Origin of the sequence: Baekduia sp. (assembly GCF_035318805.1) — a bacterium.
GTDB lineage: Bacteria > Actinomycetota > Thermoleophilia > Solirubrobacterales > Solirubrobacteraceae > Baekduia.
On the sequence record NZ_DATHDY010000037.1, the window covers coordinates 34,824 to 59,930 of the forward strand.

Sequence of the window (25,107 nt, forward strand, 5' to 3'; positions counted from 1 at the left end):
AGGATCTCCCCCTTGCCTCCCTCCTCGTCTCAGAGCACCAACAAGTGGCTGGCGCTCGCGCTGCTGGCCACCGCGCAGTTCGTCATCGTCCTCGACGCGTCGATCGTCAACGTCGCGCTGCCGTCGATCGGCAAGGACCTCAACTTCAAGCAGGACAACCTCTCGTGGGTCGTCAACGCCTACACCTTGATCTTCGGCGGCTTCCTGCTGCTCGGCGGCCGGCTCGCCGACCTGCTCGGGCGGCGCCGCCTCTTCATGGCCGGGCTCCTGCTCTTCGCGACCGCCTCGCTGGCCGGCGGCTTCGCGCAGAGCGAGCTGTGGCTCATCATCGCCCGCGCGGTGCAGGGGCTCGGCGCCGCGCTGGTGTCCCCCGCCGCCCTGAGCATCGTCACCACCACGTTCCGCGAGGGCGCGGAGCGCAACACGGCGCTGGGCGTCTGGGGCGCCGTGGCGGGCTCCGGCGGCGCCGCCGGCGTCCTGCTCGGCGGCATGCTCACCGAGTGGGCCGGCTGGCAGTGGGTGCTGTTCGTCAACGTGCCGATCGGCCTGGCGGCCGTCGCGCTCGCGCCGCGCCTGCTCGGCGAGAGCCGGGACGTCGACCGCGTGCGGCACTTCGACGTCGCCGGCGCGATCACCGTCACCGGCGGTCTGGCGATCGGCGTGTACGCGCTGGTCGACGCCAGCAACGCTGGCTGGACCTCGACGCAGACGCTCGTGCTCGGCGCGATCTCGCTCGCCCTGCTCGCCGCGTTCGGCGCGGTCGAGCGGCGCTCGCCGTACCCGCTCGTGCCGTTCTCGATCTTCCGCCTGCGGACCCTGCGGGGCTCGAACGTCGTCGGCCTGCTGATCGGCATGTCGCTGTTCTCGATGTTCTTCTTCATCTCGCTCTACCTGCAGCAGGTGCTGCACTACAGCGCGCTGAAGGCGGGCTTCGCCTACCTGCCGCTGGCGTTGTGCATCATCTTCTCGGCGGGGCTGGCGTCGCAGCTCGTGACGCGGGTCGGCTTCAAGCCGACGCTCATCGCCGGCCTGCTGTTCATCACCGCGGGGCTGCTCTGGTTCGCCCAGGTCTCCGCCGGCGGCAGCTACCTCGGCGACGTCCTGTTCCCGTCGCTCCTGGCGGCGATCGGCCTCGGCCTCGCGTTCGTGCCGGTGACCATCGGGGCGGTGACGGGCACCAAGCCCGACGAGGCGGGCCTCGCGTCAGGGCTGATCAACACCTCCCAGCAGGTGGGCGGCGCCCTCGGGCTGGCGATCCTCTCGTCGATCGCCAACAGCCGCACCGATCACGTCCTCGCCGGCGGCGAGCGCAGCGCGACCAACGCGCTGACCGAAGGCTTCCAGACCGCCTTCCTGGTCGGCGCGGGGTTCGCGCTGACCGGCGCGATCCTGGCCGCCGTCCTCATCTCCTCGCGCGACAGCCGCGAGCAGGTCGAGGCGGCGCGCAGCGGCGAGTCCGACCCCGTCCCCGTCGCCGTCTGAGCGGCGGCGACCAAAGCTGCACGGCCCGCGCCGAGCGGGTCGCGCACGGCAGGGGGCGGCGCGTGGTGGCGCCGCCCCCTCCAATCCTGCCCGGGGTCACCGCGCCCTCCAGACCCCTGTCGCCGCTGCCGCGCGTGCGTACTCGCCGAAGTCGCGCGGCGGGCGACCGAGCGCGCGCTGCACGCCGTCGGCGAGGCTCGCGTTGCGACCGTCGAGCACCTCGGCGAAGAGCGTGACGAGCATCCCGGCCTCGTCGCCCGGCACGCCGTGCTCCACGAGCATCGCGCGCGTTGCCCCCGCTCCTCGTCCTCGAGGCCGGCGCCTCCGACGGCGCGCTGATCCCGCTGCTGGCCGGCGAGATCGTCAAGGACGACCCGGGCCAGGAGGCGGTCCTCGACCGCCTGCTCGACCTGCTGCTGATCACCACCCTGCGCTCCTGGTTCTCGCGACCCGACGCCGAGGCGCCCGCGTGGTACCGCGCGCATACCGACCCGGTCGTCGGGCGGGCGCTGCGGATGCTGCACAACAACCCCGCGCACCCGTGGACCGTCGCCTCGCTGGCCGGCGCGACCGGCATCTCGCGCGCCGCGCTGGCCCGCCGCTTCAACGAGCTCGTCGGCGAGCCGCCGATGACCTTCCTCACCGGCTGGCGGCTGGCCCTCGCCGCCGACCTGCTGCGCGAGACCGACGCGACCATCGGCGCCGTGGCCGACCAGGTGGGCTACGGCAGTCCGTTCGCCCTGAGCACCGCGTTCAAGCGCGTGCGCGGCATCAGCCCGCAGCAGTACCGACGCCACGGACCCGGCAGCCCATGGTCTGGACGGGTCTCCACCAACACCATTAACAACCCGACGTTCTTCATGAACACAAAATAGGAGCAGGCGCGCGGGCCGGTAGGATCCGCGCCGCCCATGCTCCGCCGCGTCCGCTTCCGCCTGACCTTCGCCAACCTCGTCGCCAGCATCGCGCTCTTCGTCGCGCTCGGCGGCGGCGCGTACGCGGCGGTCTCGGGGATCCCGGGCCAGGACGGCAAGATCCATGGCTGTTACAACACCAGCAGCGGTGCGCTGCGCGTGGTTGCGCAAGGTCGGTCGTGCAAGGACCACGAGAAGGCGCTGGCCTGGAACGAGCAGGGGCCGCGTGGCGCGACGGGTGCGCGCGGCGCCACGGGGGCGACCGGTCCGCAGGGGCAGGGCGGTCCGCAGGGCGCCGCGGGTGCGGACGGTCCCGCTGGTCCCCAGGGCACCGCCGGCGCCGACGGTTCCGCCGGTCCTCAGGGCCCGGCCGGCGCGGACGGCGCCACCGGCCCCGCCGGACCCTCGGCGCCCGAGCCTCCGGTCGACACGCCGGACTCGACCTACAAGCTCACGCTGCACGAGCCGGGTGGCGACGTCGTGGCGTCCCTCAGCTCCTTCGGGATCACCGTCAGCCCGTCGGGCACCGCCGGCAACTGGAACCTGGGGTTCTCTCGCAAGCACGACAACGTCAGCCCGGCGCTCACCAAGCTGGTCGCCAACGGCCAGATGGCCCTCGACGCCACCCTGACGGCCACCAGCGCGGCTGCGGCCTCCGACCACCCGACGACGCAGCCCTACGCGACGTGGGCCCTGCACAACGTCGCGGTCACGAGCTACACCGATGCCGAAGCCTCCGGCCAGGGCAGCGACACCGGCACCCTCGCCTTCACCGCGTCCTCCACCACGCCGGGCTTCTCCATCGACGACACGCTGCTACCCGCGACCACGCGCCGCCGTGCCGGCACGATCACGTTCAACCTCCCCGGAGGCGCGGCCACGTCGGACCTCTACGAGACGAACTGGAGCCTTTCGAACTCGGGCGGGAGCGGCTCGGGCACCGGCGCCACCGTCGCCGACTTCACCGCGCTCACCGTCACCCACCGCCTCGACGAGTCGTCCCCGCGCCTGCTGTCGCTGCTGCGCAGCGGTGCGACGATGCTGAGCGCGACCGTCAAGCTCCAGGATCCCGCAGAGCCGCAGCCCCACGCGACGTACGTGCTGTCCAACGCCAGCGTCGGGCCGTTGTTCGTCGGGGGCGAGAACCACCAGACCGAGCAGGCGGTGCTCTTCTACACCCGGATCAGCACGACCGTCCGCTCGGCCGACGGCACGACGACGTCCTCCTGCTGGGACCTCGCCGGCAACGCCGCCTGCTGAGCCGCCTTCAGGCCACTGGCTCGCGCGGGCGCCAGCCGTCGCGGGCGTGGTCGAACGCGTCCCAGTCGATCGGGGTCGGCGGATCGGTGTCGGGATCGTCGCCCCCGCCCCCTCCGCCGTCGTCGTCCCAGCCGTCGTCGTCGCCCCGGCGGCGGGCGACCCACGCGGCGAGGCACAGCGCCTCGACGCCGCAGACGACGAACGCGCCGGCCATCCCGTCCTGGCCGTCCAGCAGCGCCTCGCCGGCCAGCACGTAGAGGCAGATCGACAGCCCGACGAGCGTCCGGGCGAGGCGATCGTGCGCGTTGCGGGCAGGCACTCCGAGGAAGGCTCGTCCCACGGAGAGCACCAACGCGGCGGCGACGATGGCCTTGATCTCGAGCGGCAGCGCGCTCACACCGTGAGGCTACCCCGATCGGCGCCCCACGCAAAGTGGTCCGGCGCCCGTGGGGCGCCGGACCTGCGGCCTACAGCGCCTTGAGCTCTTCGGTGATGTCGGCGACCGAGCCCTTGGCGTCGCCGAAGAGCATGCTCGTCTTGGGGTTGACGAACAGCGGGTTGTCGATGCCGGCGTAGCCGGAGCTCATCGAGCGCTTGAGCACGATGACGCTCGCGGACTCGTCGACGTTGAGGATCGGCATCCCGTAGATCGGGCTGTCGGGCTTGTTGCGGGCGTCGGGGTTGGTCACGTCGTTGGCGCCGATGACCAGCGCGACGTCGGTGCGGCCGAACTCGCCGTTGATGTCGTCCATCTCCCTGAGCTGCTCGTAGGGCACGTCGGCCTCGGCCAGCAGCACGTTCATGTGCCCGGGCATGCGGCCCGCGACCGGGTGGATGGCGTACTTGACCTCGACGCCCTTGGCCTCCAGCAGCTTGGCCATCTCGCGCACCGCGTGCTGGGCCTGTGAGACGGCCATCCCGTAGCCGGGGACGACGACGACCAGCCGGGCATAGGCCATCTGGATCGCGACGTCGGCGGCGCTGGTGGAGCGCACGGTGCCACCCGACGCGCTGGTGGCGCCGGCGGCGGCCTCGATGGTCCCGCCGAACCCGCCGGCGATCACCGAGGTGATCGAGCGGTTCATCGCGATCGCCATCTGCTGGGTCAGCAGCGTGCCCGAGGCGCCGACAATCATGCCCGCGACGATCAGCGCGGTGTTGTTCAGCGCGACGCCGGTCGCCGCCGCCGACAGCCCCGTGAACGCGTTGAGCAGCGAGATGACGACGGGCATGTCGGCGCCGCCGATCGGCAGCACCAGAAAGATGCCCAGCAGCCCGGCGCTGACCAGCACCCCGATCATCAGGATCTCGGAGTGGGAGCCCGCCACGATCGCCGTCCCGCACGCGACCGCGATCGCGCCGAGCGCGACGTTGATCAGCGTCTGGATCTGCGCGCTGCCGATGACCTTGCTGCCGCCGTCGATGAGCTCCTGCAGCTTGCCGAAGGCGATGTTCGAGCCCCAGAACGAGACCGAGCCGACGATCGCGGCGAAGACGCTGAAGATCGCCACGTAGGTCGGGCGATCGGCAAACCCGTCGGAATCGCGGAACTCGACCCACGCGATCAGCGCGACCGCGCCGCCGCCCACGCCGTTGAACAGCGCGACCATCTGCGGCATCTGGGTCATCTTGACCCGCCGCGCCGCCGGCACGCCCACCGCCGTGCCGATCGCCACGCCCAGGATGATCAACACGATGTTGTTGACGTCGGGCACCAGCAGCGTCGCGACGATCGCGATCGCCATGCCGACCGCCGCGATCCGGTTGCCGCGCACCGCGGTCTTGGGACCGGTCAGCCCGCTCAACCCATAGATGAACAACCCGAAGCTGATGATGTACAGGATCGACCGGAAGTCGGCATCGGTGAGAAACGACGCGGTGACGGGCGCAAGCCCGAACGACACTGTCGCGATCACGCCGCGCCCTCCTCGGTCGCCGGGGCCTCGATCTGCTCTTTCGGCTTGGTCTTGAACATCTCGAGCATCCGGTCGGTGACCAGGAAGCCGCCGACGACGTTGATCGTGCCGAAGGCCACCGCGATCACCAGCAGCAGCTTGTTGAGCGTGCCGCCGGCCAGGCCCTCGACGAGCAGCAGGATGCCGCCGAGCACCACGATGCCGTGGATGGCGTTCGTGCCCGACATCAGCGGCGTGTGCAGCGTGTTGGGCACCTTCGAGATGACGGCGTAGCCGACGAAGCCGGCCAGCACCAGGATCGCCAGGTTCGTGACGAGCATGGCTTACAGGACCTCCCCGTTCTTGACGACGCAGGCGCCGGCGACGATCTCGTCCTCGAAGTCCGGCGCGTATGCCCCGGACTCGTCGTCGGCCAGCAGCTCCAGCAGGGCCTGCAGGTTGCGCGCATACAGCGCGCTGGCGTGCTCGGGCATCGTCGCCGGCAGGTTCAGCGGCGAGACGATCGTGACGTTGTACTTGACCACGGTCTGGCCGGGCTCGGTGAGCTCGCAGTTGCCGCCCGTCTCCCCCGCCAGGTCGACGATCACGCTGCCGGGCTTCATGCCCTGCACCGCCTCCGCGGTGACCAGCCGCGGCGCCGGGCGCCCCGGCACCAGCGCGGTGGTGATGACCACGTCAAAGGTCTTCGTCGCGTCGGTCAGCGCCTGCTGCTGGCGGGCCTTCTCCTCGTCGGTCAGCTCGCGGGCGTAGCCGCCCTCGCCCGCCGCCTCGATGCCGAGATCCAGCCACTTGGCCCCGAGCGACTCGACCTGCTCGGCCGTCTCGGGCCGCACGTCGTAGCCCGTGGTCTGCGCGCCGAGGCGGCGCGCGGTCGCCAGCGCCTGCAGCCCCGCGACGCCGATCCCGAGCACCAGCACCTTGGCCGGCGGGATCGTGCCCGCCGCGGTCATCAACATCGGGTAGAAGCGCGTGGAGTGCTCGGCGCCCAGCAGCGCCGACTTATAGCCCGACACGTTGGACTGCGAGCTCAGCGCGTCCATCGACTGCGCCCGCGAGATCCGCGGGATCGCCTCCATCGCGAATGCCGTCGCGCCGGTGTGCGCGATCGCCTGCAGGCCGTCGGGGTTGCCGCGCGGGTTGAGGAAGCCGACGAGCGTCGTGCCGCTGCCCAGCCGGGCCAGCTCCTCCGCCGTCGGCGGCGCGACCTTGACGACGACCTCGGCGCCCCACGGGTCGCCGATCGTCGCGCCGGCGTCGGCGTAGAGCTCGTCGGGGACCAGCGCGGCCTGTCCGGCCCCGCCCTCCACGACGATCTCGTGACCCTTCGCGACGAGCTTGCGCACGACTTCCGGCACGAGAGCGACTCGCCGCTCGCCCTCCGCCGTTTCCTTCGGGACGCCGATCTGCATAAGAGCGGCGGACCCTATCCGAACAGGCATTCGCCGCGATGTGCCGTTCGCCACAACGCACAGCCTCGTGGCAAACGGCTCAGCAGGCGGCCGGGCGGCGCGGGGCGACCGAGACGGGAAGGCGCCGTCGGCTGAGCGCGACGGTCGCGTCGACGGACGCCAGGACGCGGCTGCCCGCGTCGTCGCGCGTGAACTGGAAGGCGCCGCCGGCGCGCTGCAGCGTGCGCAGGGCGCGGCGTGCGCGCGCGTCGCCGCGTCCCATCGCGCCCTGCGCCTCGATCGCCAGCGCCGTCGAGTTGGCCTCGTTGCGGTCGCGTCGTCCGAGGGCGAAGCCGCCGGCCGCGGTGCGCTGCGCGAGCATCCACTTCAGGCCCGCCCGCAGCGTGCCGTTGCTCCTGCTGACGCCGGCCGCGCGTGCCGCGAGGATCGCCATCGCCGTGCTCGTCACGTCGTCGGCTCGACCACCCGAGCGGGTGAAGTCGAAGTTCCACCCGCCGCTCCCGCGGGCCCCGAGCAGCACGCTCACGCTGCGCGCCGACGGGCCCGCCCGCAGCGCATGGACCGCGAGCATGCCGAGGGTCTGGTCGAAGATCGTGGAGCCGTAGCGACCGGCGCGTCCGTAGCGCTGCAGGCGGCGCAAGAGGTCCAGGCCGCCGGCGCCGCAGCGCGGGTTGCCGGAGCCCGACGCCACGAGCGCGAGGATCGTCTTGCCGGTCGCGCCGGCGGTCTGCGCGTAGCCGTTGGCGCCGGCGCGCAGCGCACCGGCGCGGCGGGCGGCCTCCGCGGCGGGCAGGCGCCCGGCTGCGCGCAGCGCGACGAGCGTGTCGGCGGACATGCCGTCGGCGCCGGGCTTCACGGCGCCCGAGAGATACGCCGCGCCGGCGCGGGCGGCGCCGGCATCGGAGGCGCGGGCGACGGCGGGCGCGAGGGCCAGCAGCGCGGCCGCGGTCACGGCGAGCGCGGGGACGGCTCGGAAACGGCGGTGCGTCATGCGGGTGGGGACTCCAGGGGGGTCGGGATCATGGGGGCGGACGGCGCGGCGGAGACCCAGCGGACCTCGAGCCGCGCGCGGTAGCGCTGCAGGACCCGCACGAACGCGGGGCCGAAGGCGAGGAAGAACGCGACGTTGCCCACGGCGTGGGCGATGTCGAACGGCAGGCCGGCGGCCTCGACGGCGCCCCACTGCGCCAGCGACGGCGTGCCGCCGGCGGCCGTGAGCGTCGACAGGTTGGTCAGCGCGCCGTACATCAGGCCGCAGAGGGCGCAGATGACGGCGGTGCTCCAGCGCGGCAGACGCCGGCGCGTCACGCGCCCCCAGCCCGCGCCGATCACGCCGACCAGGCCCCACGCCGCCATCTGCCACGGCGTCCACGGGCCCTGGCCGAAGACGAGGTTGGAGCTGAGGCCGCCCAGCGCGCCGACGGCGAACCCGGGCGCGCCGCCGAGCACGTAGCCGCTGAGCAGCACGATGTCGGTCGTCGGCTTGACGTTGGGCAGCGGCGCGAACGCGATGCGGCCGATCGCGGCCAGCGCCGCCAGCGTCGCGACCATGGCCAGGACCTTGGACGACGGGTGCGTGCGCTCGTACCACGCGAAGCCCGCGGCGAGGACGAGCCCGAGGATCGTGAAGGTCGTCAGCTGCCAGGTCACGGCGCCGCCACCTCCCGGCCGCGCAGCACCGCGGCGCCCGCGTCGGGCAGCAGCGCGCGCCCGCCGGTGACTCGCGCGGTCTCGGTCGCGAAGTACCAGCCGCCGGCCAGCACGGACGCCGCCGGGCCGTCGGCGATCGGGCGCCCGTCGGCGAGCAGGACGATGCGGTCGGCGACCTCGGCGGCGAACTCGGGGTCGTGCGTGGCCACGACGACGGCGGCGCCGCCGGCCGCGAAGGCGTTCAGCCGGTGCGCCAGGGCCGCCTTGGCGGCGCGGTCCATACCGCGCGTGGGCTCGTCGAGGCCGATGACCGCCGCCGGCTGCGGCGAGTCGAGGACGATCGCGAGCGCCAGGCGCTGGCGCTGGCCGCCGGAGAGGTCGTGCGGGTGGCGGTCGACGAGGTGCTCGAGGCCGACGGCGGCCAGCGCCTCGGCCGAGGCCTCGTCGCCGACGCGCTCGTGCAGCAGGTAGTCGTTGGGGTCCTGGAGCAACAGCGCGACGCGGCCGGCGGCCGTGACCGTGCCCCGCGAGGGCGCCATCAGCCCGGCGGCGTGACGCAGCAACGTGGACTTGCCGGCGCCGTTGCGGCCCATGAGCGCGACGCGCTCGCCGGGCGCGATCGCCAGGTCCACGGCCCGCAGGACGGTGGCGCCGCCGCGGCGCTCGTGCCACACGCCGTCGAAGACCAGCGCCGCGGCGCGCCGCTCGCGACGACCCGGACGGCTGGGGGCGCTCGTGTCGCCGTCGGCGGGCTCGGCCGGATCGAGGTCGACACCGCGCGCCCGCAGCGCCCGGCGCGCCTCCTTGACGCCGGTCGGGGCCGGCGCGATGCCGGCGCCGTGGAACATGCGCGCGACCGGCGTCTGGAGCTCAGGGGACGCGTCGGCGGCCCAGGCGAGGAAGTCGGGCGGCGGCGCGTCGCAGGCGATCGCGCCGTCGGCGAGGACGACGACGCGATCGGCGGCCGGCAGGCACCGCTCGAGCCGGTGCTCGGCGAGGACGATCGTCGTCCCCCACTCCTCGTTGAGACGCCGCAACAGCCAGATCAGCTCGTCGCCGGCGACGGGGTCGAGCTGGGACGTCGGCTCGTCGAGCAGGACGAGCCGCGGGCGCCCCGCCAGCGCCGCGCCGAGCGCGACCCGCTGCAGCTCGCCGCCGCTGAGCTCGTTGGTCGCCCGGTCGAGCAGGTGCGCGATGCCGAGCGCCAGCGCCGCCTCCTCCACCCCGCGCGCGACCGCGGCGGCGCCGTGGCCACGGTTCTCCAGCGGGAAGGCCAGCTCGGCGCGCACGGTCGTCAGCACGACCTGCGCCTCGGGGTCCTGGAACAGCGACCCGGCGATGCGCGCGACCTCGGCGGGACCGTGCTCGCGCGTGTCCAGCCCGCCGACGCGGACCTCGCCCGCGAACGTCCCGCCGTGGAAGTGCGGGACCAGCCCGGAGGCCGCGCGCAACATGGTGGACTTGCCGCCGGCGCTGCGGCCGGCGAGCACGACGAACTCGCCCTCGGCGACCGCGAGCGACACGTCGCGCAGCGACGGCGCCGTCGCGCCCGCGTAGGTGTAGGTGACGCGGTCGAGCTCGAGGACGGGCGCGGTCGCGCTCAGGCTCATGCGATCCCCCGGCGCGACGTGAACGGCACGAGCGCGACGAGCGCCAGCGCGACGCCCAGCGCCACCGCACTCCCCGCGCCGCCGGCCTCGATCAGCGGATAGGGCTCGAATGGAGCGATCGGCGCCGTGCGCGCGACGATCGTCAGCAGCGCGATCGCCGTGGCCGACCCCGCGAACGCCAGGTCGTGGCGCGACCACGGCCGCGCGCCGACCGCGCCGCGCCGCGCGGTCCCGTACCCGCGGACCTCGAGCGTCGCGGCGACGTCGAGCGCGCGGTCCAGCGCGCCGCCGGCCACGGCGCGCAGCACGGCCAAGCGGGCGGCCGCCCCGTCGCCGCCCCGGTCGGCCCGGCAGCGCCGCGCCTCCTCGATCCGTCGCGCGTCGGAGGCGAGCACCGGCACCAGCCGCGTGGCGAGCGTCGCCGCCAGCGCGCTGCGCACCGACACCCGGCGCATGAGCCGCAGCAGGTCGTCGGGGTCGACGGCGACCGTGAACAGCGCGAAGGCCGCGGCGACGACCAGCAGCCGCAGGCCGAAGAGCAACCCGTACACCAACGCCTCGAGCGTCAGGTCGACCTGCCCGAACGGCGGGACCTCGCCGACGCGCGCGAGCACCGTCAGGCCCTCGCGGACGACCAGCACGTTGACCAGCGCGATCACGAGCGCCCACGGGACCATCCACGCCGCGGTCCGTGCGACCTCGCGCAGGACCCCTGCTCCCGCCGCGCCCGCGAGCACCGTGAGCGCGAGCGCCGCGAGGACGATCGGGTGCTGGGCGGCCAGTGCCGCGGCCGCCAGCGCCGCGCACCACGCGCCACCGGCCGCGGCGCGGGCCGCGTGCAGGGGGCTCGCGCGGCGGCGGTACCTCACGGCGCCTCGGGGACCGGGACGGGCTTGCCGCCCGACAGCGCGATGGCGAAGCGCCCCGCCAGCGCGCCCTCGTCGAAGGCGCTCGCCGCGGTGGCGATGCTCGCGGCGTCGGTGCCGGTGACGATCCAGACCGGCTCTCCGCCGGCGCCGCCCTTGCGGTTCTCGACGGCGGTGGCGGCGACCAGGCCCGTGCCGGCGCCCAGCGTGCGGGTCGCCTTGCCCTGGCCGTCGAGCAAGGTGATGGACTTGCCGTCGGCCGCCGGCTTGGCGAAGACGCCGCTGATCGCGGGGCCCTTCTCCAGCAGCTTGGCGGTGCTGTCGCCGCGCAGCGCGATCCACGGGCCGACGAGGATGCGCAGCGTCTCGGAGACGTAGCTGTTGCCGATCCCGCCCTTGGCCGCGGGCAGGCCGAGCTCGGTGAGCTTGTCGGCAATCGCGTTGCACGCGTCGGAGTTGGCGTCGACGCACTCCACGCGGGTCGGCAGGCGCCGCCCGTCGACGCCGTGCACGAACGGCTCGGGGAACGAGCCGACGACGGCCGGCACGTGGTCGGTGACGCCCCAGTCGTGGAAGTCCCACCAGACGCGGTCGCCCTGGTGGACGCGCACCGACGCCGCGCCCTTGTCGGCCTGGATGCCGTTGACGTAGAAGAACCAGTCGACCGGCCGCCCCGCGCGCTGGCCGCCGCTCGTGCCGTCGATGGACTGCACGAAGCCGCCGCCGTAGCGCGTGCTGACCTTCGGGACGTTGCGCTGCAGCAGGCGCATCACGGTGTCCGACCCGCCGGTCTTGGGCTGGTCGGTCTGGGCGACGCCGCGATTGCCGAAGTCCTGGGTGACCAGCAGCTGGGTCTGGCCCGGCGTCTTGCCCGCGCCCAGGCCGCACCCCGCCACGACCGCCGCCAGGACGGCGACGGCCACGGTCGCGAGCATGCGGCGCCGGGCGCGGGTAGGAGACTGTGTCGCTATCGCGACTGGGGACCCACCTCCGGCGGCGACGGCTGGCCGTCGTGGGCCTCGGCCTCGCTGGCCGCCTACGGCACCCCTACGCAACGGTGAACACCACCCGCGACGTGCCGCGGGCCAGGGCGGCGGTCTTGTTGCCCGCCTTGTCGACGACCTGCAGGTCGAGGACGAAGCGGCCCGGACCGAGCCTGGACGGCAACAGGTAGGTGAAGTCGGATTTGGCGCCGACCGAGAACCACCTGCCGTGCGTCGCGCCGCACTTCTTCATCGCGACGAAGCGCTCCGTCCTGCCGTCGAAGGTCGAGCACGCGCGGGCGTTGGTCCGTGTGATCCGGATGCGCACGTCGGCGATGCCGCTGGGCTCGTCGGCCACGCGGCCGGCGAGCTGGCGCGGGCCCTTGCCCTTCTTGTACTTCTTGCCCTCGGGCAGCGCGGTGAAGGCGGCGTTGGCGGCGCGCTTGTCGGGCGAGCCGCAGAGGCCGTCGTCGCCGCGGGTGACACAGGGGGGCGCGGGCGCGATGGTCGTGCCGCCGGCCGCGGTGCTGCCGCAGAACCCGTCGCTGCCGGTCGTCGCGCAGCCGCTGATCCGCGCCGGGGCGCGGTTGCCCTTGGTGGCCAGGAGCGTGTAGGGGCCGGGAGCGACCGTGACCTGCGCGGTGCCGTCGGCGCCGGAGGTCGCCGTGGCCGTGCCGCCGGCGACGGAGGCGCCGGCCGACGGGGTGATGGTCGTCACGCCCGGATCGAATCCGGTCGGGCCGAAGTACGTCGAGGTCTCGGTGACCGTGACCGCCGTGGCGCGCCCCGGCACGAGCGCGGCGGGCGCGTCGAGCAGCACGGGCTCGCCGTAGCCCGCGTCGGCGAAGGCGCCGCTCCAGAAGAACACGACCTTGTCACCGTCCTTGACCGCCGCGGCGCAACCGGAGTCGTTGACGAAGCGGCCGTTGAGGTAGAAGGACCACGAGCCGCCGGGGCCGAAGGGATGCGACTCGCCCTTGATCGTGTCGACCGTGTAGGCGCTGCCGGCCCAGTCGCCGCCGGTGAACGCCTCGAGCGCGCCGACGATCGTCGTGCCGTCGCAGTCCACGCCACCGGGCTTGGTGACGTGGCCCGGCGTGGTCACCGTGGTCGGCGACGACTGCACCGTCTGTCCTTCGATCTCGACCGAGACCGATGCCGCGAATGCCGAACTCGTGGTTGCTGCGAGCGTCAGGCCTCCAATCAGGAGGCCGAGGATCTTGTGCTTCATGCGGGAGCCACCCCTTGCCGCGAGGGCGTCGTGTCCATGACGGTCGGAGGCAGGTCTCCTGGCTTCCGGGCCTCTCCTCCTCCGCGCCTTCCCAGGTCTCTCGATCCCAGTGGCTTGCGCCGGCGTGCGGCGCGTGCGGTGAGGCTCTCGCCCGGTCACAGTGGCGGGTCCGCGCCGGTATCGCACCGGCTTCCCTTCACCACCGACCCTTGATAGGCGCCAAGCGTACCGCGCGGGCGCTGTCCGGCGGGGCTGGCCGGCGATAGCCTCCGAGGCGATGACCGTCAACCTCACGCGGATCTACACCAAGCTCGGCGACGGCGGGGAGACTCACCTCGGCGACATGAGCCGGGTGCCCAAGACGCACCCGCGGATCGAGGCCTACGGGGTCGTCGACGAGCTCAACGCCCATCTCGGCGTCACGCTCGCGCTGCCGGACCTGCCGGCGCAGCAGGCGCAGTGGCTGCGGCGGATCCAGAACGACCTGTTCGACGTGGGCGCGGACCTCGCCGTCCCCCACGGCGGCGACCGGGCGCGCCTGCGCGTGGACGAGGGCTACACGACGTGGCTGGAGGGCGCCTGCGACGAGGTCAACGCGACGCTGGAGCCGCTGAAGTCCTTCGTGCTGCCGGGCGGCACGCCGGCGGCGGCGCAGCTGCACGTGTGCCGGACGGTCTGCCGGCGCGCCGAGCGGCGCGCGATCCACGTGGAGGACGGCAACCCCGAGGTCGTGCGGTACCTCAACCGGCTGTCGGACCTGCTGTTCATCCTCAGCCGGGCCGCCAACGGCGGCGAGGAGCCGCTGTGGCAGCCGGGGGCGACGCAGGCGGCGGAGGGCGACGCGGCCGGCGGCGACGCGCCGCCGAGCTAGAAGGCCCCTGGAAATCAGGCGGTCCGGTCAGATGTGGTCGTGGACCGAGCCAGGCGCCGCACGATTCCGCAGGCAAGGCTTCCGCCTTGTCAAGGGATCGGGTGGTGATCTGGCGATGTGTCCACGGCCGCAGCTGGCCGCAGCGCCTTTTTCAGGGGTCTTCTAGGACTGCCGCGCGGGCGCGTGGCCGCCGCGGAAGCCCGCGGCCAAGACGCCGGCCAGCAGCGTCGCGAGCACGGCGATGGCGATCGCGCCGGCGACGAACGTGGTGTGCGTCTCGGCATAGCCGACGAGCGCATGGGGGCGCGCGAGCGCCAGGCCGGCGGCCGCGCCGGCGGCGAGCATCGCGACGGCCAGGGCCGGCACGACATCCACCGGGCGCGTGACGCCCTCCGCGCCGCGCCGCGTCGGCCAGCGCAGGTCGGCCGCGCTCACCGCGGCGATCCCGAGCAGCACGTAGGTGGCCGCGACGAGGTAGCCGCCGAAGACGTCGGACGGGAAGTGCCAGCCGAGCGTGAGGATCGCGTAGGCGACCGCGAGCGCGAAGGCGCCGCCGAGGGCTGCGACGGTCGGCCGCAGGCGCGGCGGGGCGGCGAGCACGGCGGACAGCGCCATGGTCATCGCGGCCGTCGAGTGCCCGCTCGGCCACGACGCGGCGGCGATCTGCGAGTGGCCGAGCCACTCGTCCACGCGCGGGGAGGCGAGCAGCTGCTTCAGCGACTCGGTGGTGGCGCCGGTCAACACGAAGAGGACCGGGATCAGCAGGGCCACGCGCCAGCGGCCGCGCAGCAGCGCGACGAGCGCCAGGCCGAGGCCGGCGAGCGCGTACGGCGCCGGGTCGGCGAGGTGGGCGATCGTGTTCAGCGTCGGGCTGAGGCCGGGCGCGTTGAGGTCGACGAAGCCGTTGAGCGTGCGGGCGTCGCCCTGCTGGGTGACGGGCACCAGCTTGGCCAGCACGCCGGTCGCCGCGAGCGCGGCGAGGCACGCGAGCGCCAGCAGCAGCGGAGGTCCGGGGCGGCGGAGCATCACCTGCACGGTAGCCGCGGCGAAGCAACGCCTCCTGAAGGGTGGGCGCGCGAGACGGACGGCACCTTCGTGGGCATCCGGCCCATCCTGGTGCCATCCGTCCGCGCATACGCCGCGGTGGGGTGTGAACCGCAACGACTTGGTGAGACGCGGCGGGATCTTGGACCGGATCCGACCGCACGGCAACGCCTGGTCGAGAACATCCACGTCAACGACGCGGTGCCGGCGAACCGGGACACGCCTGTCCACTATCTCCCCCGCCGGCGCCGTGCGCCACTGGCCGGAGGTCAAGGCTTGCCGTTCGCGGGCAGGACGTTCCCGGGATGCGCACGCGCCGGGTGTGCCCGACCGTGCGCTGCCGTCCTGTCGCCGGAGGCGGCAGCGCCGGTGGTCCGACGTCTCGGCGGCGACGCTCAGCCGCCGTCGTGTGCCCCGGCGAGCGCGTGCGCGCCGTGGCCGACCTTCCTGATGGCCTCGCTGTACATCGCCATCTCGCGACCGACCCCTTCGCCGGTCACCGCGGGCACCACGCCGAAGTTCTCGACGATGAGCGTGGCATCGATGACCGCGCGACGGAACTCGTCGTCGTCGGTCAGCGCAGCGCACTGCGCCTCGGTGCCATGCACCATGAAGAACCCCCCGAGGTCACCGCCGTGCGGATCGAGCAGCGCGACGTCCATGCCCTCGATCCGCCCGCCGGACTGCATCTGCCCGAGCATGCTGACGAACTCGTCGAAGACCTCGACGGCCCGCTCCTCACGCCCCCTCACCGGTTCTCCCCACCCGATGAACAAGGCCCGATCAGCCATCACGACTCCTTCCTGTCGCTGAGCTTCTGAGCGTCTCACCACGGGGTGCGCGGTGCAAGGGCGCGATCGGCGGCGAGCGGCCTTCGCCATGCGGACGGCCGTGCGATGGGTCGCTCGCGGCGGAACCCAATGCAGAGGGTTCGTCAGCGGTGTATCGTCGGCGCGTGCGCGCCGTGCTGCTGGCCTTGCCTACTGCCGCGACCCTGGTGGGCGTCGCGGTGGCCGCGGCGCCAGAACGGCCGGAGGGCGCGCCGGCGACGTGCCGGCACCAGTCCTCGGCCGGGTTTTCCAAGAGCTCGCGCAACCTCGTCGTCGGGCCGCTCGTGCTGGTCGGCGCGCGCGAGTATTCGTCGCCCGCGGTGATCGCGAAGTTCGGTGGGCAGAAGTACCCGGCGGTCGTCCTCACCGGGCATCGCGTCACCGTCGAGCTGTCGCGTGACGTGCGGCGCTCCACCTCGCTGCTCTACGCCGACGACCACTGGAGACGGTCCGACGGCGGGCGGACGGTCGGCGACGGCCACCGGGTCGTCGACTTCCGCTCATGCGCGACCGAGGGAGGCGGCAGCTTCTACGGCGGACGCGAGGCCACGTTCTGGTCGGGGTTCGTGCTCACGACCGTGCCGCGCTGCCTGAAGCTGCGCATCTGGGTCGACGACGAGCGCACCCCGCGCCGCGCGCAGATCCCGCTCGGCAAGCGCTGCGCTGAGAAGCCGTCTCCGACCGGGTCTTGAGACAGCTTCTCACAACGGGTCACGTGGAGCCCGGCGGTCCGGTTTCCGGGTGCTGATCACGACTGTGCCGGCCAGGACCTTGCACGGACGCTGCCGATTCCGGCAGAGTGGCGCCTGAATCGGGACGCCGCCGTCCCAGTCCCCGTATTGGGGGGCGGCCGCGTCCACTCACGGATGGAGGAGGAGACATGCACGTGATGACATGTGCCCGAACGCGCCGCGCCGTGGTCCTGGCGAGCGCCGTGGCGGCGCTCGCCGCGCTGGCCCCCGTGGCCGCAGCCGACGCCAGGCCACGACTGGAGCGGTTCTCGATCGAGACGCTCTCGAGCCGAGCCGACAAGGTGACCGGCGACGACGCCCTCGTCGAGGTCCAGGTGCCGTCGAACGTGCGCGTCGATCGTGCCCGTGTGCTGCGCAACGGCACGGACGTCACGAGCGCCCTGACGCCCGACGCCGCGGACCCGCGCCGCCTCGTCGGCGTGGTGGGTGGACTGCGCAAGGGCATCAACCTGCTCACCGCCGACGGCGGCCGTGGCAGCCTGCTCGCGACCGACGCGCTGCTGGTCGTCAACCGCGCCATCACCGGCCCGGTGTTCTCGGGCCCGCATCAGACGCCGTACGTCTGCCGCACGGCGCAGTCGGGCCTGGGCGAGCCGACCGACGCCAACTGCTCGGCGCCCACCCAGACGACGTACTTCTACCGCTCGACGGCCGGCGGCTTCAAGCCGCTCGCGGACCCCGCGTCGCGCCCCGACGACCTCGCCCAGACGACGACGCGCGCCGGCGAGACCGTCGACTACGTCGTCCGCCTCGAGTCGGGCACCATCAACCGCGCGGTCTACCGCTGGGCCGTCCTGGCCGGCGGTGGGCAGACCGGCACGGGCTGGAACCACCGGCTGTCCTACCAGTTCGGCGGCGGCTGCGGCACGGGCTACCACCAGGGGACGCTCGCCGCGAGCGCCGTGCTCGACGACGCCATGTTGCGCCGCGGCTACGCCGTCGCGACCGCGAGCCTCAACACGTTCGGCGTGTCGTGCAACGACGTCCTGTCGGCCGAGACCATGATGATGGTCAAGGAGCGCGTCATCGAGGGCCTGCACGACGCGCCGGTGTGGACGATGGGCTGGGGCGGCTCGGGCGGCGCGATCCAGCAGCTCATGATCGCCTCCAACTACCCCGGGCTTCTGGACGGCCTCGTGCCCGCCGCGACGTTCGAGGACAACTCGTTCGCTGAGCCGGTCGACTGCCGGCTGCTGAACCGGTACTTCGCGACGGGCGGCGCGACCATGACCGGCGCGCAGCGACTTGCCGTCACGGGCTATCGCAGCCCCGCGACGTGCCTCGCCTGGGACTCCGCGTTCGCCAACGTCATCGTCGCCGAGGCCGGCTGCGACGCCGCCGTACCGGTCGAGCTGCGCTACAACGCGCTCACCAACCCGACCGGCGCGCGCTGCACGCTGTGGGACAACGCCGTCAACGTGTTCGGCCGCGACCCCGCGACCGGGTTCGCGCGGCGCACGCTCGACAACACGGGCGTGCAGTACGGGCTCAAGGCGCTGAAGGAGGGCGTCATCTCCGTCGACCGGTTCCTCGATCTCAACGACAAGGTCGGCGGCTACGACAACGACGGCCGCCCACGCGCGGCACGGGCCGTCGCCGATCCCCAGGCCATCGCGACCGCGTACCGCACGGGACGCATCACCCAGGGCAAGGGCGGACTGCCCGACGTCCCGATCATCGACGCACGGTCCTACACCGACACGGCCGTCGACATCCACACCTACATCCACTCCTACATCGTCCGCGACCGCCTGCGCAAGGCCAACGGCAACGCCGACAACCAGGTGATGTGGCGCACGGCGGGAGCGGGTGCCGGGCCGATGAACGAGGCCGCCCGCGACACGATGGCCTCGTGGCTCGACGCCATCGCGGCCGACCAGTCGGCGGCCCCGAAGGCCGGCAAGGTCGTGGCCAACAAGCCGGCGACCGCCGTCGACGCGTGCTGGACCACGGCCGGCCAGCGCATCGACGACCCCGCCGAGCTGGACGCGACCGGTCCGTGCACGCAGCTGTTCCCGCCGGCGTCCACGCCGCGCCTGCGGGCCGGACAGCCGCTGGACTCGCTGACGATCAAGTGCCAGCTGCGCCCGGTCGACCCGGCCGAGTACGGCACGCTCACGCCGGAGCAGCAGGCGCGCCTGAACGCCGTCTTCCCCGACGGCGTCTGCGACTATACGAAGCCCGGGGAGCACCAGCAGCCGTTGAAGGGCACGTGGCTGTCGTACGGCACCTGAGCCGCCGCGCTCGGACGCCGTGACACGACGCGAGGGGCCCCGCCGGCGGCGGGGCCCCTCGCCGGCACCGCTCCCGAGAACGACAAAACCCGCGTAGCGGGCGCGGGCTCGGTCAGTACCGCCGCCACGGTTCCTCGGACAAGATCAGGGGTGCGGCCGCCGGGCGCGCGGTTGAGGCGAATCCCGTTAGAACACTGGCGATCCGGCTCCGGCGCAACTGCTAGGAACCGCGAGAAACCGTTCTGCGCCGGTGCTGTTGTGCCCACGCTGTCCCCACGGAGTACGCTCCCGGCCGTCATCGTCTGCGAAAACTGCGGGAGCCCGCCAGGATGTAGCCTTCAGCAGCGCCGTCCGCCGCTCCCGCGAGGATGCGCAGCATGGCTCATCGAACCCACAGGGTCCACGACGGCGACAAGACGGTCACCGTCGGGGCGAACGACAAGCTGCCCGAGCAGGTCGAGATGGTCTATCGGCTGGCGTTGGAGTCCATCCACCGGCTGAACGACCTGGAGGAGGACGTGTCGACTCTGCGTCGCGCGCTCGTCGACCTCAGCGGCCCTGCGTACGAAGGGCTGTTGCAGTCGCACGAGCGACCGGAACGGCCCGACCGAGCCTGAGACCGACCCCAGGAACCCTCAGCGACCCTCACGCCCCGAGAGTCGCAGAGGTCGCCGCTAAGCCTGGGGCCACTCCACGAACAGGCCGCTTATGCTGCCGAACGTGGCGGCCGCCACCGTCATGGTCAACGTGTTGTCGTCGAGCACGAGCGCGGACGGTGACACCTCGAAGTCGGTGGACGACGCGGCGGCGTTGACGTAGGTGTTCGCGTCGCGCGGGACCGCGCTCGATGAAGCAACGTCCGCCTTCGACGCCGAGGGCTTCCGCAACGCAATGCGGGATCTCACGAAGTCGCTGGCTCCGAAGGAGCGAACGGCGACCCGCAAGACGCTTCGAACGTCGGCACGAGGTGCGCGACTGGCTCAAGAGGCTCTACGACGGCAGGTGCCAGGTCTGCGGCGTCCGCTTCAAGAAGCGCAGTAGCGGCTGGTAGTCGGAGGGCGCGCACCTGCGTCGGGTGGCGCTGCGACTGCCCGACCTCGACGTTGTCCAGAACATGGTCGTGCTGTGCGCTGACCACCACAAGATGCTCGACCACGGCTTCATGCGGATCGAGTGGGACACCGGGTCGGGCAAGCTCATCGCGCGCGACACCGACAAGGGCGATGTCGAGATGACGAACAAGCACTTGGCCGGGGGCGTGGACGGCGACTTCGTCTGCACGGTCGCAGGAGCCCCATCGTGATCTGCGGTCTAGGTTGGAGCACTCGACGTGCCTGAACTGGCAGGATCTCCGCCATGCCGGTCATCGTGAAGGTGCGCATCAGGGGTTCCGGTCCCAATGTCGAGTCGAAGCTGCGAGCGCTACGAGCGCGCCTTGACCAAGGCCGGGGCGTGATCGCTATCTGGACTTCACCTCGGTGGCAGTCGGGGAACGCCGAGATGGTGGACGACGTGGCCGAGGTCGAGATGTTGAACGAGGAGAAGCGCGTCCAGGCGCTCCACGCGGTGCGCGAGGCGCTGCAGACCGTCGACCCGAGGGGCGAGACCATCTTCGGCGGCGACTTGGACTTGGAGCCACTGTCGCTGTAGGCATGTCGCTGCGGCTTGGTGAACGGTCAGCGCGGCCCGTCTAGGGCGCGTCTGACCTGTTCTTCGATGCGGTCCACCGCCTCACTGACCGACTTCGACTCTGGCCTGGGCGGCGCGGGAGAGGACGCTTCACGGGCATCGCGCCCTAGCGCACGCTGCTCCTGGGCGTAGCGGCCACCCAGGATCTCCTTCTGGCGACGACGAACGGCGTAGTCCTCATAGATCGCGTCCTGCGTACGGCGGACGTTGACGCTATGCACCCAGAACATCACCGCGATCAGCGGCGGCAATACAAGTGTGGCCGTGGCCCACTCGGGCAGATGCAACGCTTGCGCGATCTTCATCAACCCTCCTCCGACAATGAGGAAGGCGACGAGGTAGCGGATCTGGCCCGCGCCGGACTCTGCCTCCTCGTTGCGGTCGCTGGGCATGGAAGCCGAGCTTAGATCATCGCTCCAAGAGCAGTTAGATCGAGTGTGCGGCCCCACGCATAACCCGGTCCCGTGCCGTCGCGACCGGGGGCCGCCGCCAACACCCTGCGACCCCTGAGCCCCGCGTTCATCCGGTTCTTGAGATTCCGTCTCGTCTACCCGGACGCCGATGGGGCCGAATATTGTTCGACGTTTCTCGAACCGTCTGTCAGCGGCCCTAGGGTTGCTGAAAGAATCGATCGTCGGTGGAGGCCGGTCGCGGTACACGCGGCAGAGGTCTCACAGGCCGGAGGGATTAGCAAGTTATAGTACAACTAACGCCGTCCGGCCGCGCCGGGACCAGGAACACCGCCCGTCGAGCTGACCGCCCTAGCGTCCGCTGATCGTGTGCATCGCCTTGGCCGTGATGCGGGCGAGCGGGCCGCGCAGCAACGCCCACAAAACGGCTGCGGCAAAGAGCACTGACCCCAAGCCACTGACGACACCCCAGGCCGCAGACTTAGCGGCCAGTCCCACGGCCAGTCCGACTGACGGTGCGAGGCCCAACAGGAACAACAAGACGGCCAGTCGGTCGCTGTTCCAAGCCCTCTGGACCCTCGTGGAAACGCTGGCCACCGCCCGCACGGTCGCGCTGGCGGTCATCTCGTAGCTGCGCGTAGTCGACCCGCAATCCCGGCAAGGCATTCGGGGCGTTCCGTGCTCACCAGACAGCGAGGGCGGAAACGGACCAGGCCCGTCGTAGAGCACCGCGCCGCAGTCCTTGCATGTCATGCGAGCCACGAGCGGAAGCATGGCCCTGCGACCGGACGGTGGCTAGGCGTCCGGGGATCTCCGGGGAGATCGTCACCGGTGGCACCGACAGAACGGCCTTCCGAAACTCGCTGAACGTGCCTCCCGGTCCTCAACGACAGGTCCGGCGTCCGCGCCGGACTGGACACTGCGGGCATGAGTGACACTCTCGCCATCTGGGGCGCAGCCACCGGCACCATCGGGACGCTGACCGGCGTTGGAGGGCTCGCGCTGACGGCGTGGCGCGACCGCCGCGACCGCAAGCGCGGAATGCTCGTCACCCACGGGTGGCAGTACGCCTATGACCCTGAAGGCAGCCTTCTTGACGTCTGGGTCAACGTCACCGCTTACAACACCGGCCGGCGGCCGCTGCATATCGAGTACGTCGGGTTCGAGGCGATGGTTCTCGGCGACCGCAAGCTCGCTGAAGACGCCGGGATCGATCTGCCGCCCGAGAACAACCTATGGGTCAACAAGCGATTCGAGATCGCCCTGAACGGAGAGACGATCGAAGTCGCGGCCGACGGCCCTTCCGTCAAGGTCTGGACTCGTCTCGTCCCGATGTGCCTGCACGGCATCGATCCAACGACAACCGAGTTCCGGGGCTACGTCGTGACGTGGCCCGAAACGTTCTGGTGGGAGAAGGAGCCTCAGCCGCTGCTCGCCCGCCCGTCGCAGATCCACAAGACGCGGGACGAGGTCGGAAGCGCGGTCGCAGCCCTGGTGATCGACCAGACGCTCCCCGAAGACATGGCACCGCCGTTCGATGCGCCCGGCGGGGTCGTCGGTCTGCAACGGCTGATCCTTGACGGCGATGTGGAACGCACCAGCGACCTGTTCCCGAATGCCAGCGCGCCGCAGGATGCCGAGGACGCCGACCCGAAATCTTGAGGTTCGATCCTCTCCCCTGTCCCCACGGGCGTCCCCACACAACCCTCTGGAACGAACGAAGCCCTTGCAATGCAAGGGTTTCGCGTAAGCGTTCAGTCGGTCGGGGGGACATAACGTCGGCCCGTCGAATCTGATCGTGTGGAGCGGGTTGAGGCCGAGGCGATCTATGGGCAGGGCCGTGATGCCGTCGTTGAGGTGTTGTTGGCGTTGTCGGCGCAGAACGAGCGGCTTGAGGCTCAGGTCCAGACGCTGACGGCGACGGTCGCGCGGCAGGATGAGCGGATCGCGCAGCTCGAGCGCCAGGTCAAGCGGTCGTCGCGGAACTCGTCGCAGCCGCCCAGCGCCGATTCGCCGAGCACGCCGCCGCGGCGCGGCAAGGATCGGTCGGGGCGCAAGCAGGGTGGCCAGCCGGGCCATGAGGGCAAGGGCCGGGAGCTGTTGCCGACCTCGGCGGTCGACGAGGTGATCGTGCACTGGCCGGCGGCGTGCGGCTGCGGGCACGTCTTCAGCGAGGGCGAGCTGGTCGGCGTGGGCGAGGCGGTACGCCATCAGGTCGAGGAGCTGCCCAGGTTGGCGGTCACGGTGACCGAGCATCAGTGCCCGCGCGTGCGCTGCCCCGGCTGCGGCAAGCGCCGGCGCGCGCAGCTGCCGGCCGAGATCGCTGCCAGCGCGTTCGGGCCACGCTTTCACGCGGCGGTGGCGGTGCTGTCGGTGCGCAACCGCGTCTCGCGCCGCGATGTCGTGGAGTGCTGTGAGCAGCTCTTCGGCGCGCGAATCTCCAGTGGCACGGTCGACGCGATCCTGGCGCGGGTCGCTGACGCGCTGGTCGACCCCTATGACGATCTGCAGGATCGCGTCCGTCAGAGCAAGTGCATCAACATGGACGAGACTGGGTGGCGGACCGCCGGCCAACGGCGCGCGCTGTGGGGCGCGTTTACCGCCCGGCACGCCGTGTTGCGGGTCGCTGCCGATCGCGGCGAAGAGCACGCCAAAGCGCTGCTGGCCGACACCACCGCGATCGTGACCTCCGATCGCTGGTGGGCCTACACACACCTGCCGCTGGGCCGCCGCCAGGTGTGCTGGGCGCACCTGCGCCGCGACTTCAAGGCCCACGCCGAGGGCCTGGCGGCCGAAAAGGAGTTCGGCGAGCACGGCCTGCGGGTCTGCGAGCAGCTGTTCTGGGCCTGGGAGATCTACCAGCACGTCGGCGACCGCCGCGACCTGCGGCTGCGGATCGGTGCGCTGCGCCGTGAGCTCAAGCCGATCCTGCGCACCTACCAAGGCAAGGCCCCGCGCTACAAGTACACGCGCGGGATCGCGCGCAACCTGCTGAAGGTCTGGCCGGCGCTGTGGACCTTCGCCGACCACCACGGCGTCCAACCGACCAACAACCACGCCGAACGCGCGCTACGCGGCGCCGTCATCTACCGCAAGCTCAGCCTCGGCACCCAGTCCGACGACGGCGAGCAGCGCATCGAACGGCTGCTGTCCGTGCACACCACCTGCCGCCTCCAACACCGCCCCCTGCACGACTACCTCGTCGACGCCTTCACGGCCCACAGCCGCGGCGACCCCGCACCGCTGCTCGCCTGACGCCCAGCGACGACCAGCCGACCCACTGAACGCTTACGGTTTCGCAGTACCGCCACGGGGATTCGAACCCCGGTTTCCGCCGTGAGAGGGCGGCGTCCTAGTCCCCTAGACGATGGCGGCAGGGGACGTGGAGGGTAACAAACGGGCGCTGCTGCACGAGCGGACGTGGAAGCTCGGCCGGCCGCTATGCTCGCTCCACGCCGGCGGATGTGGCGGAATTGGTAGACGCGCGGCGTTCAGGTCGCCGTGGAGGCAACTCCGTGGAGGTTCGAGTCCTCTCATCCGCACCTTCGATGTGACGTGCGAGCCAGGGCCCTCGAGCGATCGGGGGCCCTGGTCGTTGCGGCGCGAGCCCTAGGCCCGCTGGCCCTCCATCGCCGGGGCGAGACCGACCTGCTGCATGAAGGTCAGGTTGTCCCACTGGTCCCAGCTCTCGGCCAGCCGCCCGTCGGCGCTGAAGCGATCGATCGACATCCCCGTGAAGTCCGCCCGGCGGTGGGTCGGCGGGTTGCCCATGAGCTCGCCGTCGTTGGTCCCCGTCGCATGCCAGCGGGTGACGACGCGGTCGCCGTCGGCCACGAGGTCGTCGATCGTGACCTGCAGGTCGGGCATCGCCGCGCGGTAGGCGCCGATCCGCTCCTTGTTGGTGTCGAGTCCGCGAATCTCCTCGTGCATCGCGAGATCGTGGTCGACGCAATCCG

General features: G+C 72.1%; 25 protein-coding genes, 2 tRNA genes, 2 pseudogenes and 1 riboswitch. Of the genes and pseudogenes, 12 read left to right on the top strand and 17 right to left on the bottom strand.

The window, feature by feature from the left end; genetic code table 11:
• Positions 1 to 12: 12 nt before the first annotated feature.
• Positions 13 to 1,482, top strand: coding sequence for an MFS transporter (locus tag VK501_RS09100; protein ID WP_324336833.1), 1,470 nt, complete (start codon positions 13 to 15; stop codon positions 1,480 to 1,482).
• A 96-nt stretch (positions 1,483 to 1,578) separates the two neighbouring features.
• Here the strand turns inward: VK501_RS09100 and VK501_RS09105 are convergent.
• Positions 1,579 to 1,761: pseudogene (locus VK501_RS09105) on the bottom strand (NmrA family transcriptional regulator); the annotation flags it as partial.
• Between VK501_RS09105 and VK501_RS09110 the strand changes: the two are divergent.
• Both VK501_RS09110 and VK501_RS09115 read left to right on the top strand, forming a co-directional pair.
• A pseudogene (locus VK501_RS09110) lies at positions 1,758 to 2,357 on the top strand (helix-turn-helix domain-containing protein); the annotation flags it as partial. The pseudogenes VK501_RS09105 and VK501_RS09110 sit on opposite strands and share 4 nt — an antisense overlap.
• Positions 2,358 to 2,393: 36 nt before the next feature.
• Complete coding sequence (locus VK501_RS09115; RefSeq protein WP_324336839.1) at positions 2,394 to 3,656, top strand: type VI secretion system tube protein Hcp; 1,263 nt, start codon at positions 2,394 to 2,396, stop codon at positions 3,654 to 3,656.
• Positions 3,657 to 3,663: 7 nt separating this feature from the next.
• On the opposite strand, the gene VK501_RS09120 is transcribed toward VK501_RS09115, so the two are convergent.
• The 10 genes from VK501_RS09120 to VK501_RS09165 all read right to left on the bottom strand — a co-directional run bounded on the left by VK501_RS09120 (position 3,664) and on the right by VK501_RS09165 (position 13,321).
• Positions 3,664 to 4,053 (bottom strand): hypothetical protein, encoded by a 390-nt coding sequence (locus tag VK501_RS09120; protein WP_324336841.1) that lies wholly within the window; start codon positions 4,051 to 4,053, stop codon positions 3,664 to 3,666.
• Positions 4,054 to 4,123: 70 nt separating this feature from the next.
• Positions 4,124 to 5,560, bottom strand: coding sequence for an NAD(P)(+) transhydrogenase (Re/Si-specific) subunit beta (locus tag VK501_RS09125; RefSeq protein WP_414641167.1), 1,437 nt, complete (start codon positions 5,558 to 5,560; stop codon positions 4,124 to 4,126).
• An 8-nt stretch (positions 5,561 to 5,568) separates the two neighbouring features.
• Positions 5,569 to 5,892 carry an NAD(P) transhydrogenase subunit alpha gene (locus VK501_RS09130; RefSeq protein WP_324336845.1) on the bottom strand — a complete coding sequence of 108 codons (324 nt, stop codon included), beginning with the start codon at positions 5,890 to 5,892 and terminating at the stop codon, positions 5,569 to 5,571.
• A gap of 3 nt (positions 5,893 to 5,895) precedes the next feature.
• Positions 5,896 to 6,981 (bottom strand): Re/Si-specific NAD(P)(+) transhydrogenase subunit alpha, encoded by a 1,086-nt coding sequence (locus VK501_RS09135; RefSeq protein WP_349260989.1) that lies wholly within the window; start codon positions 6,979 to 6,981, stop codon positions 5,896 to 5,898.
• A 79-nt stretch (positions 6,982 to 7,060) separates the two neighbouring features.
• On the bottom strand, positions 7,061 to 7,972 hold the full coding sequence (locus VK501_RS09140) for a hypothetical protein (protein WP_324336849.1): 912 nt from the start codon (positions 7,970 to 7,972) through the stop codon (positions 7,061 to 7,063).
• Positions 7,969 to 8,631, bottom strand: coding sequence for an ECF transporter S component (locus VK501_RS09145; protein WP_324336851.1), 663 nt, complete (start codon positions 8,629 to 8,631; stop codon positions 7,969 to 7,971). Before VK501_RS09145 ends, VK501_RS09140 begins: the two co-directional genes overlap by 4 nt.
• The gene (locus VK501_RS09150; protein ID WP_324336853.1) at positions 8,628 to 10,241 is read right to left on the bottom strand and encodes an ABC transporter ATP-binding protein; all 1,614 of its coding nucleotides are present in this window, start codon (positions 10,239 to 10,241) and stop codon (positions 8,628 to 8,630) included. The genes VK501_RS09145 and VK501_RS09150 overlap by 4 nt, the downstream gene beginning before the upstream one ends.
• Positions 10,238 to 11,110, bottom strand: coding sequence for an energy-coupling factor transporter transmembrane component T (locus VK501_RS09155; RefSeq protein ID WP_324336855.1), 873 nt, complete (start codon positions 11,108 to 11,110; stop codon positions 10,238 to 10,240). The genes VK501_RS09150 and VK501_RS09155 overlap by 4 nt, the downstream gene beginning before the upstream one ends.
• Positions 11,107 to 12,042 (bottom strand): DUF4430 domain-containing protein, encoded by a 936-nt coding sequence (locus VK501_RS09160; RefSeq protein WP_324336857.1) that lies wholly within the window; start codon positions 12,040 to 12,042, stop codon positions 11,107 to 11,109. Before VK501_RS09160 ends, VK501_RS09155 begins: the two co-directional genes overlap by 4 nt.
• Positions 12,043 to 12,154: 112 nt before the next feature.
• Entirely contained in the window at positions 12,155 to 13,321 is a 1,167-nt protein-coding gene (locus VK501_RS09165) for a hypothetical protein (RefSeq protein ID WP_324336859.1), read from the bottom strand.
• Positions 13,322 to 13,352: 31 nt separating this feature from the next.
• Positions 13,353 to 13,540, bottom strand: a riboswitch (cobalamin riboswitch).
• Between the two features lie 58 nt (positions 13,541 to 13,598).
• Here VK501_RS09165 and VK501_RS09170 point away from each other — a divergent pair.
• On the top strand, positions 13,599 to 14,192 hold the full coding sequence (locus VK501_RS09170) for a cob(I)yrinic acid a,c-diamide adenosyltransferase (protein ID WP_324336861.1): 594 nt from the start codon (positions 13,599 to 13,601) through the stop codon (positions 14,190 to 14,192).
• Between the two features lie 162 nt (positions 14,193 to 14,354).
• Here the strand turns inward: VK501_RS09170 and VK501_RS09175 are convergent, their stop codons facing one another.
• A complete protein-coding gene (locus VK501_RS09175; protein WP_324336863.1) occupies positions 14,355 to 15,218 on the bottom strand; it encodes a phosphatase PAP2 family protein in 864 nt (287 codons plus the stop codon).
• A 413-nt stretch (positions 15,219 to 15,631) separates the two neighbouring features.
• The gene (locus tag VK501_RS09180) at positions 15,632 to 15,988 is read right to left on the bottom strand and encodes a hypothetical protein (RefSeq protein WP_324336865.1); all 357 of its coding nucleotides are present in this window, start codon (positions 15,986 to 15,988) and stop codon (positions 15,632 to 15,634) included.
• 203 nt (positions 15,989 to 16,191) lie between these two features.
• On the opposite strand from VK501_RS09180, the gene VK501_RS09185 reads away from it, so the two are divergent.
• The 3 genes from VK501_RS09185 (at position 16,192) to VK501_RS09195 (ending at position 19,669) form a co-directional block, all read left to right on the top strand.
• On the top strand, positions 16,192 to 16,758 hold the full coding sequence (locus tag VK501_RS09185; protein ID WP_324336867.1) for a hypothetical protein: 567 nt from the start codon (positions 16,192 to 16,194) through the stop codon (positions 16,756 to 16,758).
• A gap of 188 nt (positions 16,759 to 16,946) precedes the next feature.
• Positions 16,947 to 19,052: a DUF6351 family protein gene (locus VK501_RS09190; RefSeq protein WP_324336869.1), complete on the top strand. Its 2,106-nt coding sequence runs from the start codon at positions 16,947 to 16,949 to the stop codon at positions 19,050 to 19,052.
• Between the two features lie 377 nt (positions 19,053 to 19,429).
• Positions 19,430 to 19,669 carry a hypothetical protein gene (locus VK501_RS09195; RefSeq protein WP_324336871.1) on the top strand — a complete coding sequence of 80 codons (240 nt, stop codon included), beginning with the start codon at positions 19,430 to 19,432 and terminating at the stop codon, positions 19,667 to 19,669.
• Between the two features lie 57 nt (positions 19,670 to 19,726).
• On the opposite strand, the gene VK501_RS09200 is transcribed toward VK501_RS09195, so the two are convergent.
• On the bottom strand, positions 19,727 to 19,996 hold the full coding sequence (locus tag VK501_RS09200; RefSeq protein WP_324336873.1) for a hypothetical protein: 270 nt from the start codon (positions 19,994 to 19,996) through the stop codon (positions 19,727 to 19,729).
• A gap of 122 nt (positions 19,997 to 20,118) precedes the next feature.
• Between VK501_RS09200 and VK501_RS09205 the strand changes: the two genes are divergently transcribed.
• Together VK501_RS09205 and VK501_RS09210 are read left to right on the top strand one after the other, a co-directional pair.
• Positions 20,119 to 20,355 carry an HNH endonuclease gene (locus VK501_RS09205; protein WP_324336886.1) on the top strand — a complete coding sequence of 79 codons (237 nt, stop codon included), beginning with the start codon at positions 20,119 to 20,121 and terminating at the stop codon, positions 20,353 to 20,355.
• Positions 20,356 to 20,408: 53 nt separating this feature from the next.
• Entirely contained in the window at positions 20,409 to 20,702 is a 294-nt protein-coding gene (locus VK501_RS09210; protein ID WP_324336875.1) for a hypothetical protein, read from the top strand.
• A gap of 26 nt (positions 20,703 to 20,728) precedes the next feature.
• On the opposite strand, the gene VK501_RS09215 is transcribed toward VK501_RS09210, so the two are convergent.
• On the bottom strand, positions 20,729 to 21,133 hold the full coding sequence (locus tag VK501_RS09215) for a hypothetical protein (RefSeq protein WP_324336877.1): 405 nt from the start codon (positions 21,131 to 21,133) through the stop codon (positions 20,729 to 20,731).
• 945 nt (positions 21,134 to 22,078) lie between these two features.
• Here VK501_RS09215 and VK501_RS09220 point away from each other — a divergent pair.
• Together VK501_RS09220 and tnpC are read left to right on the top strand one after the other, a co-directional pair.
• Positions 22,079 to 22,813, top strand: coding sequence for a hypothetical protein (locus VK501_RS09220; protein ID WP_324336880.1), 735 nt, complete (start codon positions 22,079 to 22,081; stop codon positions 22,811 to 22,813).
• Positions 22,814 to 22,951: 138 nt separating this feature from the next.
• The gene (tnpC, locus tag VK501_RS09225) at positions 22,952 to 24,406 is read left to right on the top strand and encodes an IS66 family transposase (protein WP_324336882.1); all 1,455 of its coding nucleotides are present in this window, start codon (positions 22,952 to 22,954) and stop codon (positions 24,404 to 24,406) included.
• Positions 24,407 to 24,453: 47 nt separating this feature from the next.
• On the opposite strand, the gene VK501_RS09230 is transcribed toward tnpC, so the two are convergent.
• Positions 24,454 to 24,526, bottom strand: a tRNA-Glu gene (locus VK501_RS09230).
• 83 nt (positions 24,527 to 24,609) lie between these two features.
• Here VK501_RS09230 and VK501_RS09235 point away from each other — a divergent pair.
• A tRNA-Leu gene (locus tag VK501_RS09235) sits at positions 24,610 to 24,693 on the top strand.
• 67 nt (positions 24,694 to 24,760) lie between these two features.
• Here VK501_RS09235 and VK501_RS09240 read toward each other — a convergent pair.
• Positions 24,761 to 25,107: ester cyclase (locus VK501_RS09240; protein ID WP_324336884.1), on the bottom strand; the 347-nt coding region annotated here is incomplete at its 5' end.